This is a genomic window from Pseudoramibacter porci, from assembly GCF_009696145.1.
Lineage (GTDB): Bacteria > Bacillota > Clostridia > Eubacteriales > Eubacteriaceae > Pseudoramibacter > Pseudoramibacter porci.
This window is the reverse complement of record NZ_VUMO01000013.1, coordinates 18,717-34,913: the sequence shown is the minus strand read 5'-3', so window position 1 is coordinate 34,913 and position 16,197 is coordinate 18,717. Positions and strand designations below refer to the sequence as shown.

Genomic DNA, 16,197 nt, shown 5'->3' with positions numbered 1-16,197 from the left:
TCTCATAATCGATTTAAATCGGGTATAATAATACAATTAGGGGTATATGCTTATACGGGCATAAAAAGAGAAAAAAGCGCAGGAGGATAAAATGCACGGGTTGATGCTAGCAGGAACCAATAGTAATGTCGGGAAGACAACGGCCACCATGGGAATCATGGCGGCCTTTAAAGCAAAGGGCTGCCACGTTGTGCCGGCCAAGACGGGCCCGGACTACATCGACCCGATGTTTCACCAATTTGTTACGGACGAAGCCTCTGTCAATCTCGACACGTGGATTGTCGATCCCGAACAGATCAAAACTCTGTACGCCCGCCGGCTGAAGGCAGACGATTTGGGGATTGTCGAAGGGGTCATGGGACTTTATGACGGCAATATGTCGGGCAGCGAGATCGGTTCATCCGCTTTCCTGGCGAAGACCCTCGGTATTCCGGTCTTTCTGATTATCGACGGAAGAGGTATGGCCGCCTCGGCCGCCGCGCTCGTCATGGGGTACGTCCATTACGATCCGGACGTGCAGATCGCCGGAGTCATTGTCAACCGAATCAAATCCCATAGCCATTTTGAACTCCTTAAAAACGCGATCGAAACCAAGGCCGGTGTGCCCTGTGTCGGCTGGATTCCAGAGGATTCGGCACTGACGATTGGCTCCAGGCATCTCGGCCTGATCCCGGCGGACGAGCTGCCCAAGCTCAAGGAAACGGTTCGCCGCGCCGGGGAGCTCACCGCCGAACACGTCGACCTCGACCGCATGCTTGCCCTTTCCGAGATCACGCCGCGTGTCGGCCGGCCTGACCCCTTCGCGGACCGCGCGGGCGCCTATTCGGATTTGACGATCGGCGTCGCTTGGGACCGCGCTTTTAATTTCTACTATCACGACAATTTCACCGCGCTTAAGACGCTGGGCGTGAATTTGGTACCCTTCAGCCCGCTGGACGATTCGCACCTTCCTAATGGGATCGACGGTCTTTACATCGGCGGCGGCTTTCCGGAAGTTTTCGGCGAAGCCTTCGAGGCCAATACAGCGATGCGCCGGGATTTAAGGGACAAGCTGGAGGCTGGGATGCCCTGCTTTGCAGAATGCGGCGGGTTGATGGTGCTGACTGAGTCGCTGCAGAATAAAGGCGGTGCCCGCCATGACGGCATCGGCTTTCTGCCGGCGACGACGATCATGACCGAACGGCTTCAGCATTTCGGATACGTCGACATTGCGGCGCGCCTCGGCGGCCAAAGGTACAATTTTCACGCCCACGAATTTCACCACAGCCGGTTGGAAACCTTTAAAACCATACCGGAAATCTACACAGTGACGAAGCAAAAGGCGGCCGGGGTGCAGACTTGGGGCGGCGGTTACATCAAAAAACACACGCTGGCGGGTTATCCCCATCTGCATTTCTACGCTGACGGCGCCGACGATTTTCTTATCGCGCTGCTGGACCGCGTGCGGCAGATCAAAGGAGAACGCCTGTGAGGCGGCTGACGACCCGAGCGCCGGGGTCCTGCGGTGAGTGGATTCAGGGGATTTACCGCGGACGGCCGTGCCTGGTGTCCTGCCCGATTGATCTTTACGCCAGAGTGACCATTACCGACGTGCCGCAGCGCATCGAGCTGCCCCCGAAGGCCATGGATTTAATCGATTACTTCCTTTGGCGCTACGGTCTGTCGGAAAAGGTCATCCGCCGCCTAAACATTGAGCTGGACTCAGAAATTCCAAGAGGCAAGGGCATGGCCAGCAGCACCGCCGATTTGGCAGCGCTGGCCGGCGCACTCAGCGCGTTTTTCGATATGCATCTGGACGCGTCGGAAATTGCCGAGCTCTGCATCGCGGTTGAACCGTCGGACAACATCATGTTTCCGACGCTGAACCTGTTTAATTTTGTCGACGGCGGCGTCCTGAAAACTTTCCGGCACAATCTGCAGGCGGCGATCTTTGTGATAGATTTTAAAGGCACCGTGGATACCGTTGGCTTCAAGGGGCAGCGCCAAATTTACACGGCTCGGGATCAGGCGAAGTTCGCCGGCATCGTCGAAACCTTTCAGCGCGGCCTCGGGCGGCGGAACCTGCAGACGGTGGGCAATGCGACGACAAAATCGGCGCTGCTCAACCAAAAAGTACTTGAAAAGCCTTATCTGCCGCTGCTGATCGATTTGAGCAGCCGCTTCGGCGGTCAGGGGGTCGTCATCGGACACAGCGGTACGGTGGTCGGCATTCTCCACGAACCGGGGCGTCTGGCCCGGGATGATCTCATGCGGGAGCTTTTGAAACACATCTCGGCGGACGAGATTGAGAGTACGTTTGAAAGACGGGTTGTGCCCGGCGGCGTACAGCTGCTGCGCAATGAATTTTAAACCCAGAAAAAAGAAAGGGAAAAATATGCGAGATTACGTTAATGAACCACATGAAATCGAAAAAAAGAGTTTTGAAATTATCGGCAGGGAGCTGGGCTCCATTAAATTTCCTGAAGAAACCGACAGCATCATCAAACGCGTGATTCACACCACAGCCGATTTTGAATACGCACGTCTCATTGAATTCAAGAACAACGCGGTGGCCCGCGGACTCAACGCACTAAAAGCCGGCAAGCATATTTACGCCGATACCGGGATGATCAAGGCAGCGGTCAACAATCGAGCGCTGGCCATGCAGCACATCGATGTGCTCAATTTTGTTCACGACGACGATGTGATCGCCGAAGCGAAAGAACGGGGCGTTACCCGCTCCACCGTTGCGATGGAAAAGGCCGTCAACCGCGAGGACGTTTCAATTTTTGCGATTGGCAACGCACCGACGGCACTTTACCGGCTGATCGATTTGATTAAGGGCGGCGCGCCGAAACCGGATTTGATTATCGGGGCTCCCATTGGTTTTGTAGGTGCCGCGGAATCCAAAAAGGCGTTGGACGAACTTGATCCGTACGATATTCCGTACATCCGCATTAACGGCCGCAAAGGCGGCAGCCCGGTAGTCGGTGCGATTCTCAACGCCATGCTTTATAAACTCGGAAGGGACTGGTAAAGGGTATGGAACAGCAGAAAAAAGGTAAACTCTACGGAATTGGCGTCGGTCCTGGCGATCCAGAACTGCTCACTGTCAAGGCAGTCAAAGCCATTGAATCAGCAGACGTCATCATCAGCCCGACGAAGAAGATGGGCAAGCCGAGCATTGCGCTTCAAATCGCCAAGCCGTACATCAAACCGGAGACGAAACTCGTCGTCATGGACTTCCCGATGCTTTCGCTGTCGGCAGAACGCGAAACCCTCGAAAAGCAGTGGAGTGAAAACGCCGACCAGATCCAGAGCATGCTGAATTGGGGTAAGACGGCAGTATTTCTGACCTTGGGCGATCCGATGGTCTATTCCACCTATTCCTACGTCATGGAATTTCTGCTCGATCGGGGCATGGAAGTGGAAACCATCTCCGGGATTCCATCCTTCTGCAGCCTGGCCGCCCATTTAAACCTGCCGCTGACCCAGGGAGAAGAGTCCCTCGGCGTGGTCGGCATGACCCAGTCAGAAGACGAAGTCGCTGCAGTGATTGACGCCCATCAGAACGTCGTCGTCATGAAGGTCTCGGCCAATGCTGCAGGACTTGCGAAAGCTCTGCGGGACCGCCATTTAGAAGATCATTTTGTGATGATCTCCAATATCGGGATGGACAGCGAAAAGGTCACCCGCGATATTGCAGATCTTGAAAAGAAGGTGCCGTATCTATCGACGGTATTGATTAAAAAAGCAAAATGAGTGAAGACATTCTGAAACATCCGGTCGATCGCTACGTTGAAAAGGGCGGCAAGCGGATGCGCTACGGTTACACAACGGGGTCCTGCGCGACGGCGGCGTCGAAGGCTGCGGCACGCATGCTGTTCTCCAGCGAGATCAAAGACACGGTCGAAATCAGTACGCCAAAGGGCTGGGACCTGACCATCGATTTGTTCGACTGCAAGATCGACGGAGATAGGGCGTCCTGCGCTGTCGTCAAAGATTCGGGCGACGATCCGGATGTCACAAAGGGGACCCGAATTTACGCCGCTGTGCGTCTGATCGATGCGCCCGGCGTGACTTTCAAGCGGGGCAAGGGGCTTGGCATCGTGACGCTGCCAGGCCTGTCCGTGCCCGTAGGCGAACCGGCCATCAACCCCACGCCCCGCGCGATGATCCGCAAGGCGCTGGCGTCGGTGGCGGAGACGTATCATTATACCGGCGGTTTCGAAGTGACGATTTCGCTGCCCGAGGGTGAAGAGCTGGCCAAGCGCACCTTCAATCCGAAGCTTGGTGTCGAAGGAGGGCTTTCGATCATCGGGACGACGGGTATTGTGACGCCGATGAGCGAGGAATCTCTGAAGGCATCGATGCGTCTGGAACTTTCGGTTTTAAAAGAGAAAGGGATCCGCGATATCCTCTTTGTGCCGGGCAATTACGGTGCAGATTTTTCAGAGGAACTGGGACTTCAGACAGACCGCATGGTCAAAATCAGCAATTTCGTTGGCTACATGTTTGAGCAGGCGGAAAATATGGGGATTGAACGCATCCTTTTTGTTGGCCATCTGGGCAAGCTGATTAAAGTCGCCGGCGGTATTTTCCAAACCCATTCATCTTATTCCGACGCGCGGATGGAAATTCTAGCGGCTTACGCGGCGCTTCAAGGCGCAGACCAGAGCTGCATCGCGCAGGTCATGGGCTGCACGACGACGGACGACGCCGTTGAGGTCCTGCGGCAAAGCGGAATGGGCCGGGATTATTTCGACCATCTCGCCGAAAGGGTGAAGATCCGCTGTGAGCGCAAGGTTTACCAAAATATCGCAGTTGAAGTTGTGCTCTTCAGCCGGAAATACGGCCTGCTCGGAAAATCAAAAGGTGCGGAAACATTCGAGGCATTATTCAAATGAGAACAGAACCCCAATACAATACACTGACGGTTGTCAGCCTTGGCCCCGGCGCGCCGGATTACATTCTGCCGGCAGCGCTGACAGCCATTGGCGAGGCGGAGGTCGTCGCCTGCGGCAAGCGTCATCTTGAAAGTTTTGACGCGTCGGGCAAGGAAGTCCACATCATCGGCTCCGGCGGCGGAAAGCTCACCGAAGTGATGGCGGCGGTCAAGGCGGTCTATCCTTACAAAAAGACGGCGCTGGTGGTGTCTGGCGACTGCGGCTTTTACAGCTTGCTCAGCTACGCGCGCCGCGTCGTCGGCGCTGAACATGTTCAGGCGATTCCCGGAGTGTCGTCGCTGACTTACTTATTCGCTAAAATCGGCAGGCCCTGGCAGGACGCGGCACTGATCAGCCTGCACGGACGTGATCAGGATTTGATCGGCCGCGTGAAACGCCACGGCACGGTCGGCGTCCTGACGGATGACACCCACAACACCGCCTATATTGCCGGCGCGCTGAAGGCCAATGAACTGGGCGGAAAAATTCTGTACGTCGGGGAAGATCTGTCCTACCCTGAGGAGCGGATTACGAGATTAACAACGGAGGAGGGACTGACGTTTTCGGAACGGGGAATGTCGGTCGTGATTGTAACAGATGAGTGAAATAGCAGGTTATCAGGACGAGGCTTACGTCCGCGGCAAGGCGCCGATGACAAAGCGGGAGATCCGTATTTTGACGATTGCCTTTCTGAACATTCAGCCTGAGGATGTCGTCGTCGACATTGGCGCCGGCACCGGCGGCATCACGATGGAAGCGGCCCACGCAGCTTATCGCGGCAAGGTTTACGCGGTAGAGGGCAAAGAAGCGGCACAGGCCCTGATTCTTCAGAACAAGGCCCATTTTGACGCGGCACCGGTCACATTGATCGCGGGTCAGGCGCCGGAAGCCCTCGATCAAATTCCAGAGATGGTGGATAAAATCGTGGTCGGCGGCACCGGTGGTGAAATGGCCGGCATTTTTGACTGGGCAAAGACACACCTCAAGCCGGGCGGAAAAATCAACGCGAATTTCATTACGTTGGAAAACGCAGCCCGCGCCCGCGTGTTGATGAGCGAGCGCTTCACCGACGTCGAGGTGGTCGAAATCGGCGTCAGCCGCGGAAGAATGGTCGGCGGTCTGACGATGATGACGGCACAGAATCCGGTCTATTTGATGACGGCAACACAGCCGTCTTCATCACCGTCGAAATAAAATAAGTTAAAAAGAGAGAAGGAGGCAGTCATGGCGTTTTTTCGGACATTGATCTGGTTCATTCGCTTTTGGCTGTACCAGCTGATTGCGATTCCCGCGTATATCAAGATTCGCCGGCTCGGCCGTCAGGGCAAGACGGCTGAGCACGACGCACGCTTGCATCAGATTGTCGGCAAATGGGCGCGGACCATGTTCACGATGGCCGGCGGGCGCGTCCGTGTCAAGGGACTTGAAAACCTTGTGGAAGGACCAGCGGTTTACGTGTCCAATCATTTGGGGTATTTTGACATTCCGCTGATGATCGGCTTTCTGGGCGACGACACGAAGCCGATGATGGCGAAAAAGCAGATCACCAAAATTCCGGGCATTGCGGCGTGGATGCGGGAACTGCATTGCGTGTTCGTCGACCGGGAAAATCCGAGAGAATCCATTAAGGCGCTGAAGGAAAGTGAACACTGGCTTGCCGAAGGCTATTCAATGGTCATTTTCCCGGAGGGTACGCGGAGCCAAGATGGCGCAGTACACACCTTTAAATCCGGCGCGTTCCGCATCGCAAAGGCGGACCGCGTGCCGGTCGTGCCCTGCGTCATTGAGGGCACCGAACGGATGATGAAACCCGGCTCGATTTGGATTCATCCGGCGGAGGTGTCCTTGACGGTGCTCGAGCCGATTGATACTTTGGATTTTGGAAAAAAGGAATGGCGGGAGCTGCCGCAGCGTGTGCAGCGCATTGTCAGCGCGTACCGGGCCGAACAGCTTAAAAGGTTCAAACAGAAAGAAGAAAGATAGGAGGCAGCTTGTGGAAATCGTAGCAGTGGGACTGGATCACCGGAAAGCGCCGATGGAGGTTCGCGAAAAGGCGGCTTTCACCGTGCGCTCCCTCGAAGAGGTGACCGGGACATTAAAGAAACGGGGCATTGCGGAGGTGGTGGTGCTCTCAACCTGCAACCGCAGCGAAATCTACGCGGCAGCAGCGGATGGGGAAGCAGCCGTCGAGACGTTAAAAGAATATTATATTGACTACAAAACGCCGGAAATCGCACCCTATCTTTACACCTTTGACGGCCGGGACGCAGTGTGGCATTTGTTCAGGGTCGTCGCCGGTCTGGATTCGATGATTCTCGGAGAAGATCAGATTCTCGGACAGTCAAAGGACGCACTGGCCAACGCTGAAAAAATTCACGGCACCGGCAAATTTCTGACCAAAGCTTTCCGCGAAGCGATTACTTTTTCAAAGAAGATCAAAACCGTTTATAAGATTTCCGAAACGCCGCTGTCCCTTTCGTCGACAGCGGTCAAGCATGTCAAGCGTTTGTTCCCCGACGATTACCAGGATAAAAAGGTGTTGATCATCGGCTCCGGTAAGATGGGGACCCTCGCACTCCAGTACATGGACGCCGAAGGGTTCAACGATGTCACCATGACCAATCGCACCTACCATCCGGCACTGGACTACAAGGACACCTACCACGGTGAAGTGAAAGTTGTCCCCTATCCCGACCGCTACAATGCAGTACCGGAAATGGACGTCATCATCTCCGCGACGGCGTCGCCCCACACGGTGTTAAAAAGCGAAGCCTTCCCGGCACTGGCCAAGCCGCTGCTGCTCATCGATTTGGCCCTGCCCCGGGACATCGACCCGGCCCTCGCCCAGGTCGACGGCGTCACGCTTTTGACCATCGACGATTTCAACCATATCATCGACGAAACCAAGGCTTATAGAGAAAAGGTGGCGCAGAAAATCGCCGTCGCCGTCGAGGACGCGGTCGACGACATGATGGAATGGCTTCAAAAGGCCAAGGTCGACGACATGGTCGGGGGTCTGAACCGCAAGGCTCAGGGACGCGCCGACGAAACCATCGCGATTTTGAACAAGCGTTATCATTTCGAGGGTAAAGATTACGAATATCTCGAAAAGATTGTTCGGTCCGAATTTAGAAAAATGGTTATGCCGACGATCAAGAAGCTTAAAAAGCTCGACGACGACGCCAGTGTGAAAAAGGCCAAGAAGGCCTACCATTGGCTGATCGAAACGGAAGAAAATTAGTGGAGATAGCGATGAAACTGCCGATTCTGTTGGAAATGGACGGGCTGAAGGCGCTGGTGATCGGCGGCGGAAATGTCGGCAGCCGGCGGGCGCAGACTTTTGCGCAGGCCGGCTGCCGCGTCACCGTGCTTACCCCATCGTCTGAAGGCAATCAACGGGAAATTCCGGGGTGCTGTGTGCAGGCGCAGCCCTACTCGGCCGAGCAGCTCGAGGGCGTTTCAATCTGTGCGGCGGCGACGAGCGACCACGCCCTCAACGCTCAGATTGTCGATGATTGCAAGGCGAGAGGCATTCTCGTCAACGCAGCGGACGATCCCGATCGATCGGATTATTTTTTCCCGTCGGTGATTCGCCGGGGGGATTTAACCATTTCGGTCTGCACCGAAGGCGCGAGCCCGTCCATGACGCGGGAAATCGCCGAGACCCTTCGGGAGCAGTATCCGGAGTCGGTCGGTGAAAAATTAAAATATCTGAAAATTTTGAGAGGGCGTATATTGAATGATGGCCGCCCGAAAGCAGAGCAGCGCCGCGATCTCAAGCGAATCGCCGGCTGGCCGCTCGAAAGGCTGAAAGAAGAGGCTGAAAGGGGAGCGTAATATGGAAAAAGAAAAGGTGTACGTCGGGTCCAGAGGGAGCAAGCTGGCGGTCACCCAAACCAACTGGATGATCGACCAGCTGCGTACCGCTAATCCCGACGTCGATTTTGAAATCAAAATCATCAAGACGCGGGGGGATAAAGTACAGAACCGCCCGCTGGACGAGATCGGCGGCAAGGGGCTGTTCACAAAAGAAATTGAAGATGAGCTGCTGTCCGGGGAGATTCAGATGGCCGTTCACAGCATGAAAGATATGCCGGCCGCACTGCCGGAGGGGTTGATGCTGGCGGCGCCGCCGGTTCGGGAGGATCCGGCAGACGTGCTCGTGACCCACGCAGACGTCTGGGGCCTTGAAGCGCTGCCGGAAGGCGCCGTCATCGGCACAGGAAGCAAGCGCAGGATGTTCCAGATCGCTCAAATGCGGCCGGATATCCAATGTGTGAACATTCGCGGAAATATCGACACGCGCATCCGCAAGCTCGACAGCGAGCATTTGGACGGCATCATTCTCGCGGCTGCGGGCATGAAGCGCCTCGGCGTTTACGACAACCCCAACTACAACGTCGTGCCGCTGGAGCCGACAGATTTCATCTGCGCACCGGCTCAGGGCATTCTCGCTGTGGAAGTCTGCGAGGATCATTTCAAAATGCGGAAGATGATTGAAAAGGTCAAGGATCAACAGGCTGAACTCCAGATGAAGGCGGAGCGCGCGTTTCTCGTTGCCCTCAACGGCGATTGTCATCTGCCAATCGGAGCTTACTGCGATATTGGCCGAAACGGCAGACTGACGCTTCACGGCATTTACGGCGACGCGTCAGGCGAGCACCTTGCGATGGCGTCAATGATGGGCCATTGCTGCGAGGCGGAAGATCTCGGCCGACGTCTGGCCGAACAACTGAAAGGGGAAGTAGAGGGATGAGTCAGAAAATAGGTAAGGTGTATTTGGTTGGCGGCGGCTGCGGCGATCCTGAGCTTTTGACACTCAAGGGGAAACGGGTTCTGTCCCGTTGCGACGCTGTCGTGTACGACGCGCTCGTCAACCCGGCCCTTCTGGAATATGTGTCGGCCGACTGTGAACGAATCTACGTCGGTAAGCGGGCGGCGCATCACGCATTGCCGCAGGATGAAATTAACGAACTGCTCGTCAAACTCGGACGCGAAGGCAAAACCGTCGTTCGGCTCAAAGGCGGCGACCCTTACGTTTTCGGACGTGGTGGCGAAGAAGGGGTCCGGCTCCACGCGGCCGGCGTACCCTTTGAAGAAGTCCCAGGGATCACGTCAGTGATCGGCGGGTTGGCCTACGCGGGAATTCCGATCACCCATCGGGATTGCGCGTCCTCGTTTCAAGTCGTGACCGGTCACCTAAAAAATGACGCGGCCCATTTGGATTGGCCGGTGCTGGCGGCGACGAAAGGCACCCTCGTGTTTTTGATGGGCATGAAAAACATCGAGATCATCACGTCGAAGCTCATCGAAAACGGCATGGCACCTGATATGTCGGCGGCGGTGGTGCGCGAAGCTACGACGCCGAAACAGCAGACGGTGACAGGGACTCTGGCCGACATTGCGGAAAAAGCGAAAGCTGCAGGCCTCGGCGCGCCGGCACTGATTGTAATCGGCAAGGTCGTAGGCCTTCGGGAAGAGCTGCGCTTTTTTGACAGCCGTCCGCTTTTCGGAAAATGCTTCGTTGTGACCCGTTCGAGGGCGCAGGCTTCCAAACTCGTTGAAAAAATTCAAGATCAGGGCGGCGAGGCAATCATGTACCCGACGATTCGAATTCATCCGGTTGCGTCGGAGATGGCACGGCTGGGCAGCGCGATCGACCACATTGGCGATTACACCCACTTGATTCTGACGAGCGTCAACGGCGTCGACCTGTTCTTCAAGCAGCTCGACGATATGGGCAGGGACAGCCGCACGCTGTCCGGTCTGACGGTCACAGCCATCGGAAAGGCCACGGCGGCGGCGCTCAAGTCCCACGGCGTTACGCCGGACGTTGTGCCGGAGCGCTTCATCGGTGAAGCCCTCGTCGAACAATTGGGGCCAATGCTGACGGCGGACGATCGAATTCTGCTGCCGCGCTCGAAAAACGCAAGAGCGTATGTCGCTGAAAAACTTTCGGCGCTCTGCGCAGTTGATGAAATAAAAATATACGAAACTCTGAGAGAAGACCGTACAGACGTCGACGTCGCAGCGATGCTGAAAGCCCGCCAGGTCGATTACATTACCTTTACGTCCTCGACGACGGCAAAATATTTCGCCGAAAAAATCGGGGAAACGTGTCCAGCAATTATTCGGGACTCCGGTGCGAAATGCGCTTCCATTGGGCCGAAAACCTCAGAACAGCTGAGAGCCCTCGGCCTGCCGGTGGATATTCAGGCCGAAACTTACACGATCGACGGTTTGATGGCCGCCATTAAAGAAGATTGCACAAAAAATCATTAAGGGTATAATATTTTTATAAAGATTTGTGTTTACAGCATTTACGAAAGAAGGTTTCAATATGTTACCAACCAGATTGAGAAAAAATGAAAAGATCCGCAAATTGATTCGCGAAACCCGCTTGTCCATGGACGACGTGGTTTATCCGGTTTTCGTGATCGAAGGCGAAAATATTAAAGAAGAAATCCCGTCGATGAAAGGGCAGTACCGCTACTCGATCGATCGGCTCGACGAAGCCGTCGAAGGCTTCAAGGTGGCGGGTATCGAATACATCATCCTGTTCGGGATTCCGGACGAATCCAAGAAAGACGGCGAAGCGACGCCGGCCTTTGCCGACGACGGCATCGTCCAGCAGGCGATCCGCAAAATCAAAGCCCTCGCGCCGGACATGTATATCATCGGCGACGTCTGCCTGTGCGAATACAAGGCGGACGGCCACTGCTGCTTCTTCGAAGAAAACGGCGATATCAAACGAGACAAATCTCTCGATACCTTGTGCAAGGTTGCGGTCAGCCAGGCGAAAGCCGGCGTCGACATGATCGCGCCTTCGGATATGATGGACGGTCACATCGCGGCCTTGAGAAACGCGCTGGATACAGCTGGTTTTGAAAGCATCCCGATTATGGGCTACTCTGCAAAATTTGCGTCAACCTTCTACGGTCCATTCAGAGATGCGGCGGATTCGGCGCCGGCCTTTGGCGATCGCCGCGCCTATCAGATGGATCCGGCCAACGGCAAAGAAGCCTTGAAAGAAGTGGAATTGGATATTGAAGAAGGCGCGGACATTGTCATGGTCAAGCCGGCCATGCCGTATCTCGACGTCTTGAGCCAGGCGAAGGATTTATCGTTTTTGCCGATGGCGGCCTATCAGGTCTCCGGCGAATACGCGATGATCCGCACTGCAGTCGACGAAGGGCTGTTGGACGAACGGGCGATCTTCGAAAGCCTGATCTGTATCAAGCGGGCCGGCGCCGAAATCATCATCACCTATTTTGCGCCGATTCTCAAGAAACTGCTCGCAAAATACCAGGACTGAGGACAAGGCTAAGATGAATCACGAAAGATCAAAAAAATTATACGCGCGTGCAAAAAAAGTCATTCCCGGCGGAGTCAACTCACCGGTGCGCGCCTTTAAAAACGTCGGCATTGCGCCGGTGTTTGCCGACCACGGCAAAGGATCCCAGATCACCGATGCGGACCAAAACACCTACACCGACTACATCTGTTCGTGGGGACCGCTGATTTTCGGCCACGGATCGGATATTTATTATCAGGACGTCGATCGGGCGCTGGCGAAGGGGACGACCTTCGGCCTTGCGACAGAAATCGAAGTCGAAATGGCTGAAACCCTCGTCGACGCCTTCCCAAGCGTCGAACAGGTGCGCATGGTCAATTCCGGGACGGAAGCGACGATGTCGGCCATTCGTCTGGCGCGCGGCTACACCGGCCGGGAAAAGTTCATTAAATTTGAAGGCTGCTACCACGGCCACTCGGATTCGCTGCTCGTGAAATCCGGATCGGGCACCCTGACCTTCGGTGAGCCGACCAGTGCCGGCGTGACAAGGGGCACGGCGAAGGACACCCTCGTCGCCACTTACAACGATCTGGATTCAGTCAAGGCACTGTTCGCCGAAAACAAAGGTGAAATCGCCTGCGTCATTGTCGAACCGGTCGCCGGGAATATGGGTGTTGTGCCGCCGAACCCGGGGTTTTTGGAAGGTCTTCGGGAAATGACCCGCGAAGAGGGCGCACTGCTCATTTTTGACGAAGTCATCACCGGCTTCCGTGTCGCTTACGGCGGCGCACAGGAACTTTTTGGCATTCAGCCGGATCTGACCACAGTCGGCAAAATTATCGGCGGCGGGATGCCCGTCGGCGCATTCGGCGGCCCGGCTGAAATCATGGCCATGCTCGCGCCGGACGGTCCGGTTTATCAGGCCGGCACTTTGTCGGGCAACCCCATCGCGATGCACATGGGGCTCAACACTCTGCGTTATCTGAAGGCCCATCCGGAAACCTACGATGTTGTCAACGCACGGGCCAAACGTTTGGCGGAAGGTTTTGAAGCCAATATCAAGGCGACGGGCGTCAAGGCGGTGGTCAATCGCTGCGCCGGTATGTCTGCGCTGTTCTTCACCGATCAGAAGGTGGAAAACTTCAGCGGGGTCATGACGAGCGATACCGAAGTGTACGCCAATTACTTCAGAAAAATGCTTGACATGGGCAATATGCTGCCGCCGTCACAGTATGAAGGGATTTTCGTTTCCCTCGCCCACACGGAAGCGGATATCGAAAAGACCATTGCGGACAACCGCAAGGCCTTGGAAGCCATTGCGGAAGGTTGTTAACAGGAGAATAAAATGGGAAAACAGGCATTACTGGTCATATCCTTCGGGACTTCCTACCACGAAACCTATCACAAAACCATTGAGGCGATCTGCCGCGATTTACAGACTGCCTTTCCGGACAGCGATCTTTTTTTGGCCTACACATCGAAAATTATCATTAAGAAGCTAAAAAAACGGGACGGCATTTCAGTGATGACGCCGGCAGAAGCGATGGCGCAAATCGTCGCGGACGGCTACGACAGCGTGATCTGTCAGACGACTCACGTCATCAATGGCCATGAATTTTACGGCATGCTCTTGGAGCTGAGACCCTATCTCGATCAAATCCCTTCGATTAGAATCGGGCGGCCGCTTTTGAGCGGACACGATGATTTTGAACGGGTCACTGACATTATGCTGCAGCAGGTACCGCCGCTCTCGCCGGTGGACGCGCTGGTGTTCATGGGCCACGGCACCGAACACCACGCCAATTCCGCCTATCCGGCGATGGATTATTATTTAAAACAGGCGGGCGGCAGGCATATTTATATGGCCACGGTTGAAGGTTATCCAACGTTGGCGGAAGTGATAGACCGATTGAAGGCTGAGCACATCCGCCGGGTGACACTGGTGCCCTTTATGGTTGTCGCAGGGGATCACGCCCTTAACGACATGGCCGGCGATGCGCCGGACTCTTGGAAAAATCAGCTCATCGCCGAGGGATTTGACGTGAGCTGTATGGTTAAAGGAATGGGCGAACTGCCGGAAATTCGCGCGCTTTTTTCAGCGCATCTTCAAAACGCCGATGATTTAAAGGAGTTAAAATGAAAAAAAATACAGTCTATTTGATTGGCGCGGGGCCAGGGGATCCCGAGCTGATGACCCTCAAGGGCAAGCGTCTGATTGACGCCGCCGACGTGATCATTTACGCGGGCTCCCTTGTCAATCCCAAGGTCTTGGAAGGCCACAAGGAAGGTGCTGAAATTCACAATTCGGCGTCAATGACTTTAGACGAAGTGCTCGACGTGATTCAGACCGGTGTCGAAGCCGGCAAGCGCGTCGTCCGCGTCCATACCGGCGACCCGTCGATTTACGGCGCAATCCGCGAACAAATGGATCGTCTCGAAGAAATGGGCATTTCTTATGAAGTGGTACCGGGGGTTTCGTCCTTTACGGCGTCGGCTTCCGTGCTTAAAAAGGAATTTACGCTGCCGGACGTCTCCCAGACCGTGATCTGTACCCGTCTCGAAGGGCGCACCCCGGTGCCGGAGCGGGAACAGCTGGAATCCCTGGCGAAGCACCAGGCATCGATGGCCATTTTCCTGTCGGTTCAGAATATCGGCGAAGTGGTCCGCCGCCTGCTCACGTCCTATCCTGAACAGACGCCGGTGGCTGTCGTTCAGCGCGCCACCTGGCCGGATCAGAAAATCGTTCAGGGCACATTGGCCGACATCGAAGAAAAAGTGAAGGCGGCCGATATTCACAAGACGGCGCAGATTCTCGTCGGCGATTTCCTCGGAGACCGCTACGAACTGTCTAAACTTTACGACCCGAGCTTCAGCCACGAGTTCAGAAAAGCCAAGGTTTAATGAATGAAGAAGCGCTGGGCTTTTCTAAGTGTCAGCCGGGAGGGGGCGCGCTTGGCCGGGCGCTGCGCCAAGGCCATGGCCGGCGAGGTGCAGATTTCGGTTTACACCCTTAAAAAATATGCAGAGGGAGCCGCGCAGCCTTACCCCGGCGACGGCAAGCTTGGATCTTTCTGGGCGCAGGCGATGATGGACTTCGATGTGCTGGTCTGTGTCATGGCAGCGGGCATTGTCGTGCGGGGCATTGCGCCCTATATTCAGCACAAGTCAAAAGATCCTGCAGTGCTGGTGCTCGACGCCGGCGGCCGCTACGTGATCAGCCTGCTGTCCGGCCATTTGGGCGGCGCCAATGCCGCAGCGAGGACGTTGTCCGCGCGAATCGGCGCCGAACCGGTCATCACAACGGGAACGGACGTGGCCGGGCTTTTGGCTGTGGACACGCTGGCCCAGAAACTTAACTGCACCTTTACGGATTTCGAGGCCGCCAAAAATGTGACGGCCTTGATTTTAGATCAGAAACCCGTTGAAATCGTCAATGAAGCGGGCGTGGATTTGTCGGCTGTTTCCCTGCCGGACACGGTGGCGGTAACGGCACGCATGACGGCATCCTCCCAGGGACAGATTGTGATTTCTGAAAGCGACCGGCTGACCCTTCAGTCCGGTCATCAGGTTCAGCTGATTCCCCGGGATGTGGTGCTCGGCATCGGCTGTAAGAAAAACACGCCGGCCGAACGCATCACGGCAAAGGTGAAAGGGCTTTTGAAGGCCTATCATCTGCATCCCAAGGCCCTCGCCGTTTTTGCGACCATCGGGCTCAAAGCCCATGAGCAGGGGTTAATTAAAAGTGCCGAAGCTTTTGGCGCAGCGGTCAAAATTGTAGAGGATGATGCCATTAAGTCCGTTCAGGATCGATTTGAAGGCTCGGATTTTGTCGAAAAGATCACCGGCCTTCGCGGCGTCAGTGAACCGGCCGGCTATGTTGCGTCAGGACAGGGGAATTGTATTGCCCCTGTGGTGAAGGGAGACGGCGTCACGCTGTCCCTGTGGCGAATGGCGCACAATCAAAAATAGAATCAGAGA

17 protein-coding genes are annotated in these 16,197 nt (G+C 55.6%); all 17 read left to right on the top strand.

The window, feature by feature from the left end; all coding sequences use genetic code 11:
* Window positions 1-91 precede the first annotated feature (91 nt).
* From FYJ52_RS08765 to FYJ52_RS08685, 17 genes are read left to right on the top strand one after another with little or no spacing between them, the layout of a single operon-like run.
* The gene (locus FYJ52_RS08765) at window positions 92-1,471 is read left to right on the top strand and encodes a cobyrinate a,c-diamide synthase (RefSeq protein WP_154576844.1); all 1,380 of its coding nucleotides are present in this window, start codon (window positions 92-94) and stop codon (window positions 1,469-1,471) included.
* On the top strand, window positions 1,468-2,349 hold the full coding sequence (locus FYJ52_RS08760; RefSeq protein WP_154576843.1) for a GHMP family kinase ATP-binding protein: 882 nt from the start codon (window positions 1,468-1,470) through the stop codon (window positions 2,347-2,349). Before FYJ52_RS08765 ends, FYJ52_RS08760 begins: the two co-directional genes overlap by 4 nt.
* Window positions 2,350-2,374: 25 nt before the next feature.
* Window positions 2,375-3,016, top strand: coding sequence for a precorrin-8X methylmutase (locus FYJ52_RS08755; protein WP_154576842.1), 642 nt, complete (start codon window positions 2,375-2,377; stop codon window positions 3,014-3,016).
* Between the two features lie 5 nt (window positions 3,017-3,021).
* A complete protein-coding gene (gene cobI / locus FYJ52_RS08750; RefSeq protein WP_154576841.1) occupies window positions 3,022-3,741 on the top strand; it encodes a precorrin-2 C(20)-methyltransferase in 720 nt (239 codons plus the stop codon).
* Window positions 3,738-4,886, top strand: a complete 1,149-nt coding sequence (gene cbiD, locus FYJ52_RS08745; RefSeq protein ID WP_154576840.1) for a cobalt-precorrin-5B (C(1))-methyltransferase CbiD — start codon at window positions 3,738-3,740, stop codon at window positions 4,884-4,886. The genes cobI and cbiD overlap by 4 nt, the downstream gene beginning before the upstream one ends.
* Window positions 4,883-5,530: a precorrin-6y C5,15-methyltransferase (decarboxylating) subunit CbiE gene (gene cbiE, locus FYJ52_RS08740; protein ID WP_154576839.1), complete on the top strand. Its 648-nt coding sequence runs from the start codon at window positions 4,883-4,885 to the stop codon at window positions 5,528-5,530. Before cbiD ends, cbiE begins: the two co-directional genes overlap by 4 nt.
* Complete coding sequence (gene cbiT, locus FYJ52_RS08735; RefSeq protein WP_154576838.1) at window positions 5,523-6,119, top strand: precorrin-6Y C5,15-methyltransferase (decarboxylating) subunit CbiT; 597 nt, start codon at window positions 5,523-5,525, stop codon at window positions 6,117-6,119. The genes cbiE and cbiT overlap by 8 nt, the downstream gene beginning before the upstream one ends.
* A gap of 30 nt (window positions 6,120-6,149) precedes the next feature.
* On the top strand, window positions 6,150-6,908 hold the full coding sequence (locus tag FYJ52_RS08730) for a lysophospholipid acyltransferase family protein (protein ID WP_154576837.1): 759 nt from the start codon (window positions 6,150-6,152) through the stop codon (window positions 6,906-6,908).
* 10 nt (window positions 6,909-6,918) lie between these two features.
* Window positions 6,919-8,166, top strand: coding sequence for a glutamyl-tRNA reductase (hemA, locus tag FYJ52_RS08725; RefSeq protein ID WP_328598794.1), 1,248 nt, complete (start codon window positions 6,919-6,921; stop codon window positions 8,164-8,166).
* 11 nt (window positions 8,167-8,177) lie between these two features.
* A complete protein-coding gene (locus FYJ52_RS08720) occupies window positions 8,178-8,762 on the top strand; it encodes a precorrin-2 dehydrogenase/sirohydrochlorin ferrochelatase family protein (RefSeq protein ID WP_154576836.1) in 585 nt (194 codons plus the stop codon).
* Window position 8,763: 1 nt separating this feature from the next.
* The gene (hemC, locus tag FYJ52_RS08715; protein ID WP_154576835.1) at window positions 8,764-9,681 is read left to right on the top strand and encodes a hydroxymethylbilane synthase; all 918 of its coding nucleotides are present in this window, start codon (window positions 8,764-8,766) and stop codon (window positions 9,679-9,681) included.
* Window positions 9,678-11,207, top strand: a complete 1,530-nt coding sequence (gene cobA, locus FYJ52_RS08710; protein ID WP_154576834.1) for a uroporphyrinogen-III C-methyltransferase — start codon at window positions 9,678-9,680, stop codon at window positions 11,205-11,207. Before hemC ends, cobA begins: the two co-directional genes overlap by 4 nt.
* Window positions 11,208-11,265: 58 nt before the next feature.
* Window positions 11,266-12,240, top strand: coding sequence for a porphobilinogen synthase (gene hemB / locus FYJ52_RS08705; protein WP_154576833.1), 975 nt, complete (start codon window positions 11,266-11,268; stop codon window positions 12,238-12,240).
* A 13-nt stretch (window positions 12,241-12,253) separates the two neighbouring features.
* Window positions 12,254-13,552, top strand: coding sequence for a glutamate-1-semialdehyde 2,1-aminomutase (gene hemL / locus FYJ52_RS08700; protein WP_154576832.1), 1,299 nt, complete (start codon window positions 12,254-12,256; stop codon window positions 13,550-13,552).
* A 12-nt stretch (window positions 13,553-13,564) separates the two neighbouring features.
* Window positions 13,565-14,359, top strand: a complete 795-nt coding sequence (locus FYJ52_RS08695; protein ID WP_154576831.1) for a sirohydrochlorin cobaltochelatase — start codon at window positions 13,565-13,567, stop codon at window positions 14,357-14,359.
* A complete protein-coding gene (gene cobM / locus FYJ52_RS08690) occupies window positions 14,356-15,120 on the top strand; it encodes a precorrin-4 C(11)-methyltransferase (RefSeq protein ID WP_154576830.1) in 765 nt (254 codons plus the stop codon). The genes FYJ52_RS08695 and cobM overlap by 4 nt, the downstream gene beginning before the upstream one ends.
* 3 nt (window positions 15,121-15,123) lie before the next feature.
* Entirely contained in the window at window positions 15,124-16,188 is a 1,065-nt protein-coding gene (locus tag FYJ52_RS08685) for a cobalt-precorrin 5A hydrolase (RefSeq protein ID WP_154576829.1), read from the top strand.
* The last annotated feature ends 9 nt before the right edge of the window (window positions 16,189-16,197 follow it).